Source organism: Rhizobium sp. SL42, from assembly GCF_021729845.1.
In the GTDB taxonomy this organism is placed as follows: domain Bacteria; phylum Pseudomonadota; class Alphaproteobacteria; order Rhizobiales; family Rhizobiaceae; genus Allorhizobium.
Genome location: NZ_CP063397.1, coordinates 2,140,839 through 2,156,547, shown reverse-complemented (window position 1 = coordinate 2,156,547; position 15,709 = coordinate 2,140,839). Strand labels below are relative to the sequence as shown.

The window sequence follows — 15,709 nt, the reverse complement described above, 5'->3', positions numbered from 1 at the left end:
AATCTCCCTTCGTTGCCTCACGGCGAAATCCAATACCAAAGGGAGACTTCCGATGACCAAAGACCAGCAGATCACGCTCTTCTACTCGCCCCAGACCCGCGCCACGGGCGCGCGCATCCTGCTGGAAGAGTTGAGTGTGCCCTACACGATGCATGTCCTCAACATGCTGGCCGGCGAGCAACGGCAGCCCAACTATCTCGCCATCAATCCACTGGGCAAGGTCCCGGCCGTTCGCGTCGGGGATACGCTCGTCACGGAACAGGGTGCCATCTACCTCTATCTCGCTGACCTGTTTCCCGAGGCTGGCCTGGCGCCGGCACCAACCGATCCCGATCGTGGCGCCTATGTCCGCTGGCTGTTCATCTATGGAAGCTGCTTCGAGCCCGCCGTGATCGACCGCTATTTGAAGCGGGAACCGGCTTCGCCGAACGAAACGCCCTATGCGAGCTACGACGCGCTGATCGATACACTGGAGGGGGCACTTCAGGCCGGGCCCTATCTGCTCGGCGAGCGCTTCACCGCCCTCGACCTGCTCTGGGGTGTCGCCCTGAACTGGACGATGATGTTCGGCCTTGTCGAGGAGCGGCCGGTCTTCCGGGCCTATTCCGATCGGATCGCGGCTCGCTCGAGCTTCCGAAAGGTCCACGCCGAGGACGCTGAAGTGGCCGCACGGCACAAGGCTTCGGCAGAGATGCTGAAGGCCGCGAGCTAGAGCCGGATCACATAGTCCTTGCGAGTCGTTTCAAGGACTTCCCAGGTCCCCTTGAAGCCGGGTCTGAGGATCAGGCGGTCGCCAGCCTTCAGATGGATCGGCGCACCGCCCTCCTCGGTGACGACCGAGTGGCCTTCGAGAATGTGGAAATACTCCCATTCATCGTAGACGATCCGCCATTTGCCTGGGGTCGACTGCCAGACACCCGCATAAATGCCGCCGTCAGCCTCCTCGATGTTCCAGGTGGTGAAGCGCGGATCGCCTGAAATCAGGCGATCCGGTGCGGGGGCGCCCTCTTCCGGCGTGACGGTTGAGGGATCGAACGGCAGCGACAGGGTCATGATGGTCTCCGGATGGGGGGAAGCGGCGGTGTCAACGCACCGCCGCCCCTGGACAGGTCAGGCGTTAGCAAGAGCCTGTTCGAGGTCGGCAATGATATCCTCGGCATCCTCGATACCGATGGAGAGCCGAACGACGTCAGGGCCAGCACCCGCAGCGACCTGCTGTTGTTCCGTCAGCTGTGCATGCGTGGTGGAAGCAGGATGGATGATCAGTGAACGGGTGTCACCGATATTGGCCAGATGCGAGAAGAGCTGCAGTCCCCCGACCAGCGCCTTGCCGGCTTCCAGTCCGCCCTTGATGCCGAAAGTGAAGACGGCTCCCGCGCCCTTCGGCGAATAGCGCTTCTGCAGCGCGTTGTTCGGATCGTCGGGCAGTCCGGCGTAATTGACCCAGGCGATCTTGGGATGACCCTTGAGCCAGGTTGCAACCTTCAGGGCATTGTCGCAATGGCGCTGCATCCTAAGCGGAAGCGTCTCGATGCCGGTCAGGAGAAGGAACGAATTCATCGGCGCGATTGCTGGCCCCAGATCGCGCAGACCAAGAACGCGGCAGGCAATGGCGAAGGCAAAATTGCCGAAGGCCTGATGCAGGACGAGGCCGGAATATTCCGGACGCGGCGTGGACAGCATAGGATACTTGCCCGGTACCGCAGACCAGTCAAACGTGCCGCCGTCGACGATGACGCCGCCCATGGAATTGCCATGGCCACCGAGGAACTTGGTTGCCGAATGCACGATGATATCTGCACCATGCTCCAGCGGGCGGACCAGATAGGGGCTCGCCATCGTGTTGTCGACGATCAGCGGCAAGCCATGGCGATGTGCCACTTCGGCAATCGCAGCAATATCGACGAATGTACCGCCGGGATTGGCAAGGCTTTCGATGAAGATCGCCTTGGTTTTCTCATCGATATGGGCCGCAAAGCTTTCCGGATCGGCTGGATCGGCCCAACGCACCCGCCAGTCGAAATTCTGGAATGCGTGGCCAAACTGGTTGATCGACCCACCATAGAGCTTGCGCGCGGCGATGAAATTCTCACCGGGCTGCATCAGGCTGTGGAAGATCAACAACTGGGCGGCGTGGCCGGATGCCACGGCAAGTGCCGCAGTGCCGCCTTCGAGCGCGGCGACCCGCTCCTCGAGAACCGCCTGGGTCGGGTTCATGATCCGGGTGTAAATATTGCCGAACTGCTTGAGGCCGAAGAGGGCTGCGGCATGGTCCGAATCGTTGAAGACATAGGCCGTGGTCTGGTAGATCGGCGTGATCCGCGCACCTGTCGTCGGATCAGGCTGGGCGCCGGCGTGAACGGCAAGCGTGGCAAATCCCGGATTGCTGTCGGACATTGTTTTACCCTCCCTTGTTGATGACGCGGATCATAGAGCGTCGTCATGGCTTGTCAGCCAGCAAAATTTCAATCTCAACGTCCGGTGGAGAAAATTCCTCCTTGATCAAGGTCAAGGCGGACCACGGCGGCCGATGGGATCAGTGTTGCAGCCAACGGAGATATCCATGACACTTGCCATCGCAGAACCAATCCGCCAGTCGCTGACCCAGATCCTGTCGTGGTTTGCCAAGAGTTTCGAGGCTTCTTCCGAAGCCGACATTCTTGCGGCAATGGACGAAAAGGACGTTATCGCCCTGGCCGAGGATTGCGGCATATCGACCGACCAGCTTCTGGCGCTGGTCAAGGCTGGCCCGCACGGCGCCGATGAAATGCCGCAGATGATGCGGGCGCTCAACATCGACCCGGCGGAAGTCGAGTTCAGGATGAGGAAACTCTTTCGCCACATGCAGACCGCCTGCGCGGCCTGCGGCGCCAAGGACCGATGCCGGCGAGACCTCGTCCATGCCGTGGCGGATCAATCCTTCATGGAATATTGCGGCAATGCGGAAACGCTGAACGCACTTCGCGCCGATCCCGACCTGCTCGCGGAAGGCTGAGACCTCAGAGGCCGAGGCGCGGAATTTCAATCGCCGGGCACCGGTCCATGACAACCTTGATACCCACCGCCTCGGCGGGTTGCACCGCAACGTCGTCGCGCACGGAAAGCTGCCCCCAGATCACCTGTGGCCGCGTCTTCAACGCCAGCGCTTCCGCAACCACTTCGCCCAGGAATTCCGGCGCCCGGAACACGTCGATCATGTCGATCTCATCGGGAATGTCGGCCAGTCTGGCATATACTTTCTGACCCAGGATCTCCTTGCCGGCCTGGCCCGGATTGACCGGGATGACCGCATAGCCCCTCGACAGCAGATACTGCATGACGCCAAAGCTCGGACGATCCGCCTTGGGAGACGCGCCAACCAGAGCAATGGTGCGGGTCTCCTGCAAAATTTCCGCAATATCATCATCATTGTAGTGGTCGTGGTCCGTCATCGCGCATTCCTGAACTGGTTCCGTTTCCATTCAGCACTACATGGGGTTGCTGGACGCAACAACAAGATGCGAAAGCCATGTGAACCGGCGACCCCACCGGCACGAGCGTTACGGAAATCTCTGGGAAATCTCTGTTTGACGAGGTGATAGGCATGATCATGAAACGAATTGCGGTGGCTTTGCTGGTGCTCAGTGCGGCTTCGCCTGTGATGGCCATTTCGCGCTACAACTCCCTGTCGCTGACCTGCGAGGCCGCGCGACAAAAGGTGATCAACGAAGGCGCTGCCATCCTTCGTTATCCGTCGACCCGCGTGAAAGGCATGACCCTCTACGATCGCTACGTCACGCGCAACGAGCAATGCGACGCCCACGAATATGCCGAACGATCCTATGTGCCGACGCGCGACAATCCGCGTTGCCCTGTCCTCAATTGCCAGACCTATGATCCTGTGACCGGCAACGGTATTTTCGGCAAGCCGCGCATCCGGTTCTGACCGGCAACGGCATTGCCGTTCATGCCGCATGGGCCGATCGGTCGCCGGAGGCTTCAAGGTGATGGGTGAGCTCGTAGACCAGCGGATATTCGCTGACGAGCGAGCGGTTCATGACCATCTTGATGCCAGCTGATTCAGCCCTGGCGGCCGCTGCATCATCGCGTACGCCAAGCTGTCCCCAGATCGCCTTCGGTCGTGGCTTCAGCGCGAGGACCTGATCAACGACATCACCAAGATGCTGCGAGCGGCGAAACACGTCGACAAGATCAATCGGATCGGCAATATCGGCAAGCGTTGCGTAAACCTTCTGCCCAAGGAGGGTTTCTCCCGCATGTCCGGGATTGACCGGGAAAACACGGTATCCCTTGCCGAGCAGGAAGCCGCAGATCCAATGGCTGGGGCGGTGGTCGTTGGTCGAGGCGCCGACCACCGCGACATTGCGGGACGAGGCGAGGATCTCCGACAGATAGCTGTTCACATAGGCGTCGTGGTTCATGGCTTGCTCCTCCCGGCCCGTTGCCGGGCCTGCCAATTTACCGTCCCCTGCTCCCAATACCGTTATAGTCCTGCTTCGTTAAGCAGGCCTCGCCACGATCATTAAAATGCCTACGATCATTTCGGCGATCATTCCGGCAAAACGAGATGGCCATGCTCGTCGAACGGAAAGAATGGATTGTGGGCAATCTCCCAGAGATGGCCATCAGGGTCGGCGACATAGGCCGAATAGCCACCCCAGAACACCTTTTCGGGCGCCTTGACCACGGTCGCTCCGCAAGACACCGCAAACTTCACAACCGCATCGACGCCAATCTCGCTCGCGACGTTGTAGGCGAGCGTTACGCCGGAGAAGCCCCTTGGCGTGTTTTCGATGCGGGCGTCTTCGGCCAGCGACTGGCGCAAAAACAGCCCGAGGACGATGCCTTTGAGCTGGATAAACGTGACATCGTCATTGGACGCCGACGACTTCGACCAACCGAGCCGTTGATAGAATTCGGTGCTGAGAGCGACGTCGGCAACGCCGAGTGTGATGAGGGAAATTCGACGTTCAAGCGACATGCGCATCTCCATGAAAGGTCGCCTGCCGATACGTTCGTTTTATGTTTTCATTATGTTCATGCTCATATTAGCATGATCATAGGTTGCGAAATTGTATGTAATACAATCTTTCCATTTTGGGTCAAATTTTGTGCACACGCACCACAAATGGATGATTTTCGCTCGAATTCCCGGAGGCCGACGGCCGTCCGCTGAGCGCAAAGGCACACGACGACGGACTTTGCGGCGCAGAAATATCCGCATTAAGAGACAATTTCGACCGTGCAACGGCAAAAGCTAGGGCAAAAATCAGCACCTCGCATGGGGTAAAATAATACCACATAGTTAACCCATTGATTTTGTTTAGTTGAAAACAAATGCGATCTTGCCCGACTGCTTGACCGAGTATTCCATGCGGATTATACACCGCCGCAGAACGCGAGCCTTCGGGCCCGCTTTCTTTTTGCATTCTGCGGAATGCGAACCAAGCAACAAGAAACGCCCGGTCGTTCGCTTCAACGATGACCAGGGATCAAAACTGAAAGAGACCGCAATGTCTACCTTCGTTCAGAAGCCTGCAGAGGTGGAGAAGAAGTGGATCATCATCGACGCCGAAGGGCTCGTTGTTGGCCGCCTCGCCACCGTTATCGCCACGTACCTGCGCGGCAAGCACAAGGCCACCTATACACCTCACGTTGATGATGGCGACAATGTCATCGTTATCAACGCCGAGAAGGTTGTCCTCACTGGCAAGAAGTATTCGGACAAGACCTACTACTGGCACACCGGTTACCCGGGTGGCATCAAGGAACGTACTGCCCGTCAGATCATCGAAGGCCGCTTCCCGGAGCGCGTTCTCGAGAAGGCTGTCGAGCGTATGATCCCGCGCGGCCCGCTCGGCCGTCGCCAGATGAAGAACCTGCGCGTTTACGCCGGCTCCAACCATCCGCATGAAGCTCAGCAGCCCGTCGCACTCGACGTCGCTTCGCTGAACAGCAAGAACACAAGGAGCGCCTGATAATGGCCGATCTTTCTTCCCTGAAGGACCTTGCCCCGGCACAGGACGCAGCTCCGGCGCACGTCCGCAAGGTCGACTCGCTGGGTCGCTCCTACGCCACCGGCAAGCGCAAGAACGCCGTCGCCCGCGTCTGGGTCAAGCCGGGCACCGGCAAGATCACGATCAACGGTCGCGAGTTCCGCACGTACTTCGCCCGTCCGGTTCTGCAGATGGTTCTGCAGCAGCCGATCGTCGCAGCTGCCCGTGATGGCCAGTTCGACATCATCGCCACCGTTCACGGCGGCGGTCTGTCCGGCCAGGCCGGTGCAGTTCGTCACGGTCTTTCGAAGGCCCTCACCTACTTCGAACCAGGCCTGCGCCCGGTTCTGAAGAAGGGTGGCTTCCTGACCCGCGACAGCCGCGTCGTCGAGCGTAAGAAGTACGGCAAGGCCAAGGCCCGTCGTTCGTTCCAGTTCTCCAAGCGTTAATCGCTGGATCACCGGAAACGGAAATCAAGGCGGGGCTTCGGCTCCGCCTTTTTTTGTTTGGCGGCACCTGGCCGCGACGAAAGACCGGTACCCGACGTTGAACGCCAAAGCGCGCCGATCTAGTCTCGGCCCAAACAATCAGCAGTCGGAGAGCATTTCGCATGGCAAGCAAATCGATAGACAATGCCTTTACCGCCAAAGCCCTGCGCGGAGCCGCCACCGACCCGACCTATGCCGGTGCGCTGTCCTTCATGCGCCGCCCGTATTCCAAGGTGCTGGAGGATATCGATGCCGCGGTCCTTGGCATCCCCTTCGACGCCGCTGTTTCCAATCGGCCCGGTGCGCGCTTCGGGCCGCAGGCGATCCGCCGCGCTTCGGCGATCTTCGACAATGATCCGCAATATCCGTTTGCCCGTGACCTGTTCGAACAGATGGCGGTGATCGACTACGGCGACGTGCTTCTCGACTACGGCAATCACCAGGAGACGCCGGGCCTGATCGAGCAGGAAGCCGCCAAGATCCTCGCCTCCGGCGCCTATCTGCTCGGTCTCGGCGGCGATCACTTCGTCACCTGGCCGCTGCTCAAAGCCCATGCCGACAAGCATGGGCCGCTGGCGCTGGTGCATTTCGATGCGCATCAGGACACCTGGGACGATGACGGAAAGCGGATCGACCACGGCTCGTTCGTCTGCCGCGCCGTGCGCGAGGGCGTGATCGATCCGGCCCATTCCATCCAGATCGGCATCCGCACGGAGGCGCCGGAAGATTTCGGTTTCAAGATCCTGCATGGCTATACCGTGGAGGATCTCAGCGCCCAGCAGATTGCCGACCAAATCCTTGCCCATGTCGGCAACCAACCCTGCTACCTGACCTTCGACATCGATTGCCTGGATCCCGCCTATGCGCCGGGCACAGGAACGCCGGTGGCGGGCGGCCCCTCCTCAGCCAAGATGCTGTCGGTGCTGCGCAAACTCGGCAGCCTCGACATTCGCGGCTCCGACATCGTCGAGGTGGCGCCAGCGTATGACCATGCCGATATCACCGCCATTGCCGGTGCGACAGTCGCAATGTATATGCTGGGGCTCAGGGCAGAACGACTGGCTGGCAGCCGTTAAGAAACTGAATCATGCGGCGGATAAAGTGATTCCGCCAGGCTTTGTAACCTTCTGAATTTATGGATAAAGACATGAGCGCGAAAATCTTCATCGACGGCGAACACGGAACCACGGGACTGCAGATCCGCACCCGCATGGCCGGCCGCCGCGATGTCACGCTGCTGTCGATCCCCGAGGCCGAACGGCGCAATGCCGCGATGCGCGAAGACCTGTTGAACGGCGCCGACATCGCCATCCTCTGCCTGCCGGACGATGCCTCCAGGGAGGCTGTCGCCATGCTGTCGGGCAACAACAAGGTTCGGATCATCGATACGTCGACCGCCCACCGGGTTGCTCCGGACTGGGCCTATGGCTTTGCCGAAATGGACAAGGCGCAGGGCGACAAGATCAGGTCGGCGCGCTGCGTCGCCAATCCGGGCTGCTACCCGACCGGCGCCATCGGCCTGATCCGGCCGCTTCGCGCTGCCGGCATCCTGCCGGACGGCTATCCGGTCTCGGTCAACGCCGTTTCCGGCTATACCGGCGGCGGCAAGCAGATGATTGCCCAGATGGAGGATGTGAACCATCCCGAGCATCTGGCGGCCAACAATTTCCTCTACGGCCTGCCTCTCAAGCACAAGCATGTGCCGGAGATGACCATTCACGGCCAGCTCGACCGTGCACCGCTGTTTGCCCCATCGGTCGGTCGCTTCGCACAAGGCATGATCGTCCAGGTGCCGCTGTTCATCGACGACCTTGCCGCCGGCACCTCGATCGAGAGCATCCACGCCGCGCTGGTATCGCACTATGCCGGTCAGGATATCGTCTCTGTCGTGCCGCTTTCCGACAGCGCAAAGCTTGCCCGCGTCGATGCGGAGGAACTGGTCGGCCAGGACACGATGAAGCTCTATGTCTTCGGCACGCCGGGCGGCGCGCATGTCAACCTCGTGGCCGTGCTCGACAATCTCGGCAAGGGCGCCTCGGGCGCTGCCGTGCAAAACATGGACCTGATGCTATCCGCCTGAGATGTTTAGTGAGAGCAATGGTCTCTGCGTCTCACGTTTAAATAACCTCGGAAAATGAATGAAGCCCGCCGGATCGAAAGTCCGGCGGGCGTTTTTTTCTCAGGCAAGTAATGTTGACCCACCGCCCCTACTGAGCATCAATCCCTGAATTCCAGAACCAGTGGCTTGACCAGCTCGCCGTAGAAGCCGCGCCAGTGGGCGACCGCGAAGGCAAGCACCACTAATGCGCCCCCCTGGTGTGCCAGGCCGGCATGCAAGGGCACCTGCGTGATCAGGGTGACAATACCGATAACGGCCTGAATGGCCACGAGGGCAAACAGAACCACGCTGCGGCGGGCGTGGGTCGTGTTCGCGTCGGCCTTCAGCGACAGCAGCATGTGCAGCAAGGCGGCGGCAAATAGCAGGTAGGCACCGAGACGGTGGACGAACTGAACGGTCTTCGGGTTTTCGAATAGGTTGATCCACCATGGCTGCTGGACGAACAGGTCGCCCGGTATCACCGCCCCGTCCATCAGTGGCCAGGTGTTGTAAGAAAAGCCTGCATCCAGGCCTGCAACCAGGGCGCCGAGATAGATCTGGAAGATCGTCACGGCAACGAGGATACCGGCAAATCGGCGCGAGCCGGTGGTCGGCGCCGGATCCTTGCTGTGTGGCGTCAGGCTGCGCATGATCCAGACACAGCCGGAGAAGATCAGACAGGCGATGATCAGATGGGTCGCCAGCCGATACTGGCTGACATCGACGCGCTCGCTCAAGCCCGACGACACCATCCACCAGCCGATGAAGCCCTGGAAACCGCCCAGAGCCAAAAGACCGACCAGAGGCAGACGCAATTGTCGTTCAATGCGGCCGGTGAGCCAAAAGAAGAGCAGCGGCAGGGCAAATACCAGTCCGATCAGGCGCGCCAGCAGACGGTGTCCCCATTCCCACCAGAAGATGTTCTTGAACTCATCCAGCGTCATGCCCTGGTTGATCTGCTGGTATTCGGGAATTCGCTGATAAAGCTGGAACTCCTCCTCCCATTCGGCGACGGAAAGTGGCGGAATGGCGCCGTGGATCGGCTTCCATTCGGTGATCGACAATCCGGAATCGGTCAGCCGCGTCGCGCCGCCGACCAGAACGAGACAGAACAACGTGACGATGACGACGCCGAGCCAGATCCGGATCGCCAGCCGATTGGCTTCAACCCGTTTGATTTGTCGGCGGATATCCACCTCGGCTCCGGTCATCGCAACTGTCATGCGTCAATCCTCTTTTCGAGAGTTGCCTCGTTTGGCCTGTTGATTTGCATCACTTGGGCGTGCAAAACAACCCCGGCCGTTTGCGGCAAGCGGTCGCGTCAGCACGCGTCCAGACCGATGTTTCAGACGCAAGCAAAAGGATACGACATGCCCATCAGACTGCGCAAATTCATCGGCACTGTTCTGATCATCATCCTGGTGCTTGTCTATGCGCTGCTGGCGACGACGATCGCGACTGCCACGCTCGCCACGTCGCCATGGTGGATACATGTGCTCTATTTCACCCTCACCGGCGTGTTGTGGATTCTGCCGGCAATGCTGATCATCCGCTGGATGGCCGGGCCGATCCAGAAGTGAACCGGGTGCCGCATTAACCCGGTATTCACCGCGTTCACCGGCAGGCTCACCGCAATCCATCTCGATAACCGAATATTGCCAATCAGCATCTAGCCTTCTCCCGCGTACAGGTCGGGACGGGAGAGAGCGCGTGCAAGCATTGCGGCCAGAGACAACGGCAGTAGCAGCGGCTGACGCAGCTCCTCTGCGCCTGACGCTCAAGGTGCACAATTCGATGGCCATCGTCGAGCGCGACTGGCGCCTCCTCGAATCCGATCCGCACAATTCCCTGCATCAAGGTTTCGACTGGTGTTCGGCATGGGTGAAAACCCACGGCCATCCGCTTGCCATTGTCGAGGGCCGCATCGATGGCGTGATGGCGTTTCTGCTGCCGCTGGAAATCCAGCGGCAGCACATGGTCCGCTGCGCCCAATTCATCGCCACGCGCTTTACCAATTTCAACAGTGGCCTATTCTCTGCTGATTTCCGCGCGAAAGCCGCCGCGTTGCCGGCGACCGAGATTGCTGCGGCTCTGCGCGAAGCACTATCCGACCAGGCGGACCTGATCAGCCTTTGCAACATCCCGCTTGATTGGCGCGGCGAACGCCATCCGCTTGCCGATCTCGCGACGGTCGAAAACCAGAACCATGCTTTTCAGCTGCCGCTGGGCGCAGACATGGAACAGACCATCGCACCGCTCAATGCCAAGCGGCGACGCAAGAAATATCGCGTCCAGATCCGCAAACTGGAGAGCGCTGGCGGCTTTGACCACGTCCAGGCGCGATCGGCGCGGGAAAAAGCGCAGCTGCTGGAGCTGTTCTTCGTCCAGAAGGCTGCCCGGTTCAAAGCGTTTGGCCTGCCGAATGTGTTTCAGGCGCCGGAGACCCAAGCCTTCTTTCACATGCTTCTCGACCTCGACCGCGGCGGTTCGGATGTTCCGCTCGAACTGCATGCCATTCGGCTGAAGGGTGAACATGATGGCAAGATTGCCGCCATTGCCGGTCTTTCGCGCAAGGGCGATCACGTCATCTGCCAGTTCGGCTCCATCGACGATACGCTGGTTCCGGAGGCGAGCCCGGGCGAACTGCTGTTCTGGTTGGTCATCGAACGCAGCTGCCGCAATGGCGCGGCGCTGTTTGATTTCGGCGTGGGAGACCAGGACTACAAGCGCAGCTGGTGTACCCAGGAGACCGTGCATCACGACATCCTGATGCCGCTAACGGCATCTGGCCGGCTGGCTGCCCTGGCCCAGCGAAGCGTGACGCGGACCAAGGCAGCGATCAAGAGAAATGCGCATCTCTATGGCCTGCTCCAACGTCTGCGTGCGCAGGCGACGACAGCGTCAAGCAAATCTCCGGACGCCGACGACTGAAAAGGCTCTAGTCAAGCCGCGTTGCGGTCGCGATCATCGGGTACCGGTAAGCGCGCGGCCATCAATACCAGATCCGAATAGCCAGCATTTTCGAAGGCAGCCATGATTTCGGCCAGCTCTTCCGGATTGGGCTCCGGGGCCGACAGAATGATCTCATGCGTGCCGCTGCGGCTCAGGCGCGCAACACCTTCGGCATTGGCCGGACCGCATTCGACCACAACCATGTCATAGGCATCTGCGAGCGCATCGACGATCATCGACAGGCGATCAGCACCACGCATCGCTTGGCGGATGTCCGAATTGCCCTGTGGGATGATATCGGCACCGGACAGCCGGTCCGGATGGATCGTATCGGCAAAGGCTGCGTCGCCGCACAGAAGATCGGTCACGCCCGGCAGGTCGGAATCGGTTGCCATCAGCATCGTCGGGCAGGCCGAACCGGTCATGTCGACCAGAACCACCCGGACGCCGCGGCTGGCAAGTTCGCGGGCCAGGAGGACCGTACCCGCCGAGCCATCGTCACCCGAAGGCGAAATCGCAAAGGCGATCCGGGTTCCCTCCTCCATCAGATAAGTCGCCACGGCAGAGACAGAGAACTCGTCTTCCTCTTCCGGCTCTACCGGTTCGTGCGCAAAGTCCGGCTCATCCCGATCCGGGCTTTCCGCCTGGAAATCAAGCGTCTGCTCCATCTCATAGGCCAGATCATCGTCGGCTTGCGCTTCGATCTCGCTTGCGGCCGTTTCAGCGGGGATCTGCGACAGAACAGTCTGCGGGCCGGCCAGTTGCGGCTCGAATTCATCGTCATGCTCGCGGTTGTCTGCCTGGCTTCCGCTCGGGCGCAAGGCGCGACCGCTAAAGAGTTCCAGCATCATCACCAGAACCGCGCTCAGGATCAGCGTCGCCAAGGCCGCGACGATGGTGATCGGAATAACTTTAGGGAAATTCTGCTCGGAAGGCTCGATGGCGCCGGAGACGACACGCGCATCCGCCGGGCTCGCATCCTTGCCTAGGCGGGTGGAGGCTTCGCGGTAGCGGGCGAGATAGGTTTCCAGAAGCTGGCGCTGGGCCGTTGCCTCCCGCTCCAATGCCATCAGGCCCACTTCGTCCTCGCCGGCGCGGGCACTGTCGGCCTTGACCGTGTTCAACTGGGCGATCAACTGGGTTTCACGCTCACGCGCAACCGCTGCGTCATTTTCCAGGCTTGCCGCGATCTTGGACGATTCGGCTGCAATCTGCTCGCGGATGCCGGAAAGCTGCGCGCGCAACGCCTTCATCTGCGGATGCCCATCCAGCAAGGTGGTCGACAGATCGGCGATCTGGCCACGGATCTGCGATTCCGTCGTTTTCAGCCGCTGGACCGATTCCGATCCGGCGATGGCATCGAGAGTATCCGTCGGCCTTCCGCTTTTCAGGGCCGCCAGGACGTTCTGTGCCTTGGCCTCCGCATCGGCACGCTCGCCGCGGACACGGGCCAATTCTGACGAGATATCCGCCAGTTGCTTGGAACTGAAGGAGGACGAATCGGCGCCCAGCGGCATCAGTCCGGCCGACGAGCGATATTCGGCAACCTTCTGCTCGGCATCGCGCACCTTCTCGCGCAGGTTGGCAATCTCGGTCTCCAACCAGCGAGCGGCATCGGAATTGCTGTCGAGTTTGGCGCCACTTTGTAGTTGGCGATAAACGTCAATGATCGCATTGGGCACGGCTGCCGCCAGCGCCGGATCCTTAGACGTGAATTCGATGCCGATCACACGCGACTTTTCAACCTGGTAGACCTGCAGCTTTTCTTTGAATGCCCTGAGCACTCTTTGCTCGGGCGGCAATTCAAGCGGGTTTTTCTTCAACCCGAAGAGGACGAGAAAGTCGGAAATCGCCGATGGCTTGGTGTCCGGATCGAACTCTTCGCGTTCATAGAGTTTCAGATCGCGGGCGACCTGCTTCATCAGATCTACCGACTGCAGAAGCTGGACCTGGCTGACGATATTGAGTTCATCCGACAGTGGCTCGCTGGTTGTCGCGGCGGAACCCGGCGACAAGAAAGTCGGCTGCCGCGGCTCGATCAGAAGGCGTGCGTCGGCCTCGTAGGTTGGATCCATCAGGCTTGATCCCACGAAGGCAAGAGCGCCGGTCAGTGCCGTCGCAGCGAGGATCCTGCCCTTACGTGCCCAGACGGCACGGAATAGCTGTGCGAGATCGATATCCACGTCCTGATGACCGTTGCCCAAACTCGACATGCCCAACTCCCGGTACAAATTCAGCGCGAAAGTAAAGGAACATGGTAACTCAACCGTTAATATATCCGTGCGGCCGGGATGCGGACCAGTACCGCGCAAGCAAACGGCAATTTTCTTTACCCGGTGTTAACCCTAACCGATTGATAACGAGGCATCGAATTCTGAAAGATCGGGAGCGCGTAGGCGCATGGCAAGGGCTGGTACAAACGGGATATTGTTGCTCGCGGCAGCAGTTCTGTCGGCAGGACTGGCCGGCTGCGCAGGTTATCGGCCTGCACCCAAGGTCTTTCATGAGGCAACCATCCAGCCTTACCGGCTGGACAGTGGCGACCGTTTGCGCGTCACAGTCTTCGAACAACCCAGCCTGAGCAATACCTATACCGTCGACCAGGCCGGCTATATCGCCTTCCCGCTGGTCGGCCAGGTTCCGGCACGCGGCTCCTCCCTTACACAACTCGAAGGTGCAGTAGCCCAGAAGCTCAAACAAGGCTACCTGCGTGATCCGGACGTCACCATCGAAATCGACCGGTATCGCTCGATCTTCGTCATGGGTGAAGTCGGACAGGCGGGACAATATGCCTATGTGCCGGGCATGACCATTCTCAATGCCATCGCGGTTTCCGGCGGCTTTTCCAGCCGGGCCAACCAACAGGATGTCGATGTCACGCGCAAGATCAATGGCCAGATCCTGACCGGTCGCGTGCCGATCACCGATCCCATCCTCGCTGGCGACACGGTCTACGTACGCGAGCGGCTGTTCTGATTTATGCAGCAGACGGGAGCACTTCGCATCATTCATTGTTTCAGGTCGCCCATCGGCGGAATCTTCCGCCATGTCCGCGATCTGGCTGAATACCACAGTCGCGCCGGTCACCAGGTCGGCATCGTTTGCGACAGTTCCACCGGCAGCGAGCATGAAGACAGGCTGTTCGAGCAGATCTCTCCCTATCTCTCGCTTGGCCTGACACGGATCCCCATTCGACGCTCCATCAGTCCCGGCGATCTGTCAGCACTGATCAAAAGTTACAAGAAAATCGAGGAATTGCAGCCGGATATCCTGCATGGACACGGCGCCAAAGGCGGCGTGCTCGCGCGGATCATCGGCTCAGCCCTGCGGGTGAAAAAGTATCGCGTTTCCCGCTTCTATTCGCCCCACGGGGGCAGCCTGCACTTTTCCGGCGAGAAGATCTCAGGAAAGGCCGTCTTCGCCATCGAACGAGTGCTTGAACACATGACGGAGGCTATCTCCTTCGTCTGTGACTACGAGCGCAATGCTTACGAGGCGAAGATCGGCAAACCCCGTTGTGATTCCGCGCGCATCTACAATGGCATCAGTGATGGCGATTTCGAGCCGATCCCGACCGGTACCGACGGGGTGGATCTGCTCTATGTCGGCATGCTGCGCGACCTGAAGGGTCCGGACGTCTTCATCGACGCCTTCGCCCAGGCGGAAAAGCTGGTCGGTCGTCCGCTGAAAGGACTGGTCGTCGGAGACGGTCCCGACAAGGCAAAATACGAGCGCATGCTGGAGCAGAACGGGCTTTCGGGCCGTGTCTCCATGCTGCCCGCCATGCCGGTCAAACAGGCCTTTGCGAAATCAGAAATCATCGTCGTGCCGTCGAGGGCAGAGGCGATGCCCTATATCGTGCTGGAGGCCCTGGCCGCCGAAAAAACCGTGATCGCATCACGCGTCGGCGGCATACCGGAGGTTCTGGGACAAGCCAGCGAGGCGCTGGTCGAGCCCGGCAATTCGGCAGCCTTGGCCGGTATCATGGCAAAGGCAATCCTTACGCCCGGATGGGGTCGCGACACGATGCCGAGACGCGAGCAGTTCCAATCGCGTTTTTCCGCGTCGGTGATGGCCCATGAACTCGAAGGCCTCTACCGCAGACACTTGATCCTCCCTTAACCGCGGCGGATCGTTCTGCGCCAAATCGGCACAGATTCTTCGGTTCGCACCCC

Annotated in this window: 18 protein-coding genes; 11 read left to right on the top strand and 7 right to left on the bottom strand. The window is 60.1% G+C overall.

The window, feature by feature from the left end:
• The first annotated feature begins 52 nt into the window (after positions 1–52).
• Complete coding sequence (locus IM739_RS10170) at positions 53–712, top strand: glutathione S-transferase family protein (RefSeq protein WP_237367695.1); 660 nt, start codon at positions 53–55, stop codon at positions 710–712.
• On the opposite strand, the gene IM739_RS10165 is transcribed toward IM739_RS10170, so the two are convergent.
• Entirely contained in the window at positions 709–1,053 is a 345-nt protein-coding gene (locus IM739_RS10165) for a cupin domain-containing protein (protein ID WP_237367694.1), read from the bottom strand. The genes IM739_RS10170 and IM739_RS10165 overlap by 4 nt on opposite strands.
• A gap of 57 nt (positions 1,054–1,110) precedes the next feature.
• Complete coding sequence (locus IM739_RS10160; RefSeq protein ID WP_237367693.1) at positions 1,111–2,397, bottom strand: O-acetylhomoserine aminocarboxypropyltransferase; 1,287 nt, start codon at positions 2,395–2,397, stop codon at positions 1,111–1,113.
• 166 nt (positions 2,398–2,563) lie between these two features.
• Here IM739_RS10160 and IM739_RS10155 point away from each other — a divergent pair, with 166 nt between their 5' ends.
• A complete protein-coding gene (locus IM739_RS10155) occupies positions 2,564–2,995 on the top strand; it encodes a DUF6455 family protein (RefSeq protein WP_237367692.1) in 432 nt (143 codons plus the stop codon).
• Between the two features lie 4 nt (positions 2,996–2,999).
• Here IM739_RS10155 and IM739_RS10150 read toward each other — a convergent pair whose 3' ends face one another.
• Positions 3,000–3,431, bottom strand: coding sequence for a CoA-binding protein (locus tag IM739_RS10150; protein WP_237367691.1), 432 nt, complete (start codon positions 3,429–3,431; stop codon positions 3,000–3,002).
• A 158-nt stretch (positions 3,432–3,589) separates the two neighbouring features.
• Between IM739_RS10150 and IM739_RS10145 the strand changes: the two genes are divergently transcribed.
• Positions 3,590–3,925 (top strand): hypothetical protein, encoded by a 336-nt coding sequence (locus tag IM739_RS10145; RefSeq protein ID WP_237371035.1) that lies wholly within the window; start codon positions 3,590–3,592, stop codon positions 3,923–3,925.
• 19 nt (positions 3,926–3,944) lie between these two features.
• On the opposite strand, the gene IM739_RS10140 is transcribed toward IM739_RS10145, so the two are convergent.
• Both IM739_RS10140 and IM739_RS10135 read right to left on the bottom strand, forming a co-directional pair.
• Positions 3,945–4,421, bottom strand: a complete 477-nt coding sequence (locus IM739_RS10140; RefSeq protein WP_237367690.1) for a CoA-binding protein — start codon at positions 4,419–4,421, stop codon at positions 3,945–3,947.
• A gap of 128 nt (positions 4,422–4,549) precedes the next feature.
• Positions 4,550–4,981, bottom strand: a complete 432-nt coding sequence (locus IM739_RS10135; RefSeq protein ID WP_237367689.1) for a VOC family protein — start codon at positions 4,979–4,981, stop codon at positions 4,550–4,552.
• A gap of 532 nt (positions 4,982–5,513) precedes the next feature.
• On the opposite strand from IM739_RS10135, the gene rplM reads away from it, so the two are divergent.
• From rplM to argC, 4 genes are all read left to right on the top strand, one after another.
• Entirely contained in the window at positions 5,514–5,978 is a 465-nt protein-coding gene (gene rplM / locus IM739_RS10130; protein ID WP_007606184.1) for a 50S ribosomal protein L13, read from the top strand.
• 2 nt (positions 5,979–5,980) lie between these two features.
• Entirely contained in the window at positions 5,981–6,445 is a 465-nt protein-coding gene (gene rpsI, locus IM739_RS10125; protein WP_007606185.1) for a 30S ribosomal protein S9, read from the top strand.
• Positions 6,446–6,606: 161 nt separating this feature from the next.
• Positions 6,607–7,560, top strand: coding sequence for an agmatinase (speB, locus tag IM739_RS10120; RefSeq protein WP_237367688.1), 954 nt, complete (start codon positions 6,607–6,609; stop codon positions 7,558–7,560).
• A gap of 71 nt (positions 7,561–7,631) precedes the next feature.
• The gene (gene argC / locus IM739_RS10115; RefSeq protein WP_237367687.1) at positions 7,632–8,564 is read left to right on the top strand and encodes an N-acetyl-gamma-glutamyl-phosphate reductase; all 933 of its coding nucleotides are present in this window, start codon (positions 7,632–7,634) and stop codon (positions 8,562–8,564) included.
• 137 nt (positions 8,565–8,701) lie between these two features.
• Here argC and IM739_RS10110 read toward each other — a convergent pair whose 3' ends face one another.
• A complete protein-coding gene (locus IM739_RS10110) occupies positions 8,702–9,805 on the bottom strand; it encodes a COX15/CtaA family protein (protein ID WP_237367686.1) in 1,104 nt (367 codons plus the stop codon).
• Between the two features lie 147 nt (positions 9,806–9,952).
• Here IM739_RS10110 and IM739_RS10105 point away from each other — a divergent pair, with 147 nt between their 5' ends.
• Together IM739_RS10105 and IM739_RS10100 are read left to right on the top strand one after the other, a co-directional pair.
• Complete coding sequence (locus IM739_RS10105; RefSeq protein ID WP_237367685.1) at positions 9,953–10,162, top strand: DUF2842 domain-containing protein; 210 nt, start codon at positions 9,953–9,955, stop codon at positions 10,160–10,162.
• A 130-nt stretch (positions 10,163–10,292) separates the two neighbouring features.
• Complete coding sequence (locus tag IM739_RS10100) at positions 10,293–11,513, top strand: GNAT family N-acetyltransferase (protein ID WP_237367684.1); 1,221 nt, start codon at positions 10,293–10,295, stop codon at positions 11,511–11,513.
• An 11-nt stretch (positions 11,514–11,524) separates the two neighbouring features.
• On the opposite strand, the gene IM739_RS10095 is transcribed toward IM739_RS10100, so the two are convergent.
• A complete protein-coding gene (locus tag IM739_RS10095) occupies positions 11,525–13,747 on the bottom strand; it encodes a GumC family protein (protein WP_237367683.1) in 2,223 nt (740 codons plus the stop codon).
• Positions 13,748–13,934: 187 nt separating this feature from the next.
• Here IM739_RS10095 and IM739_RS10090 point away from each other — a divergent pair, with 187 nt between their 5' ends.
• Together IM739_RS10090 and IM739_RS10085 are read left to right on the top strand one after the other, a co-directional pair.
• Complete coding sequence (locus tag IM739_RS10090; protein WP_159952147.1) at positions 13,935–14,510, top strand: polysaccharide biosynthesis/export family protein; 576 nt, start codon at positions 13,935–13,937, stop codon at positions 14,508–14,510.
• A gap of 3 nt (positions 14,511–14,513) precedes the next feature.
• Entirely contained in the window at positions 14,514–15,656 is a 1,143-nt protein-coding gene (locus IM739_RS10085) for a glycosyltransferase family 4 protein (RefSeq protein ID WP_237367682.1), read from the top strand.
• Positions 15,657–15,709 lie beyond the last annotated feature (53 nt).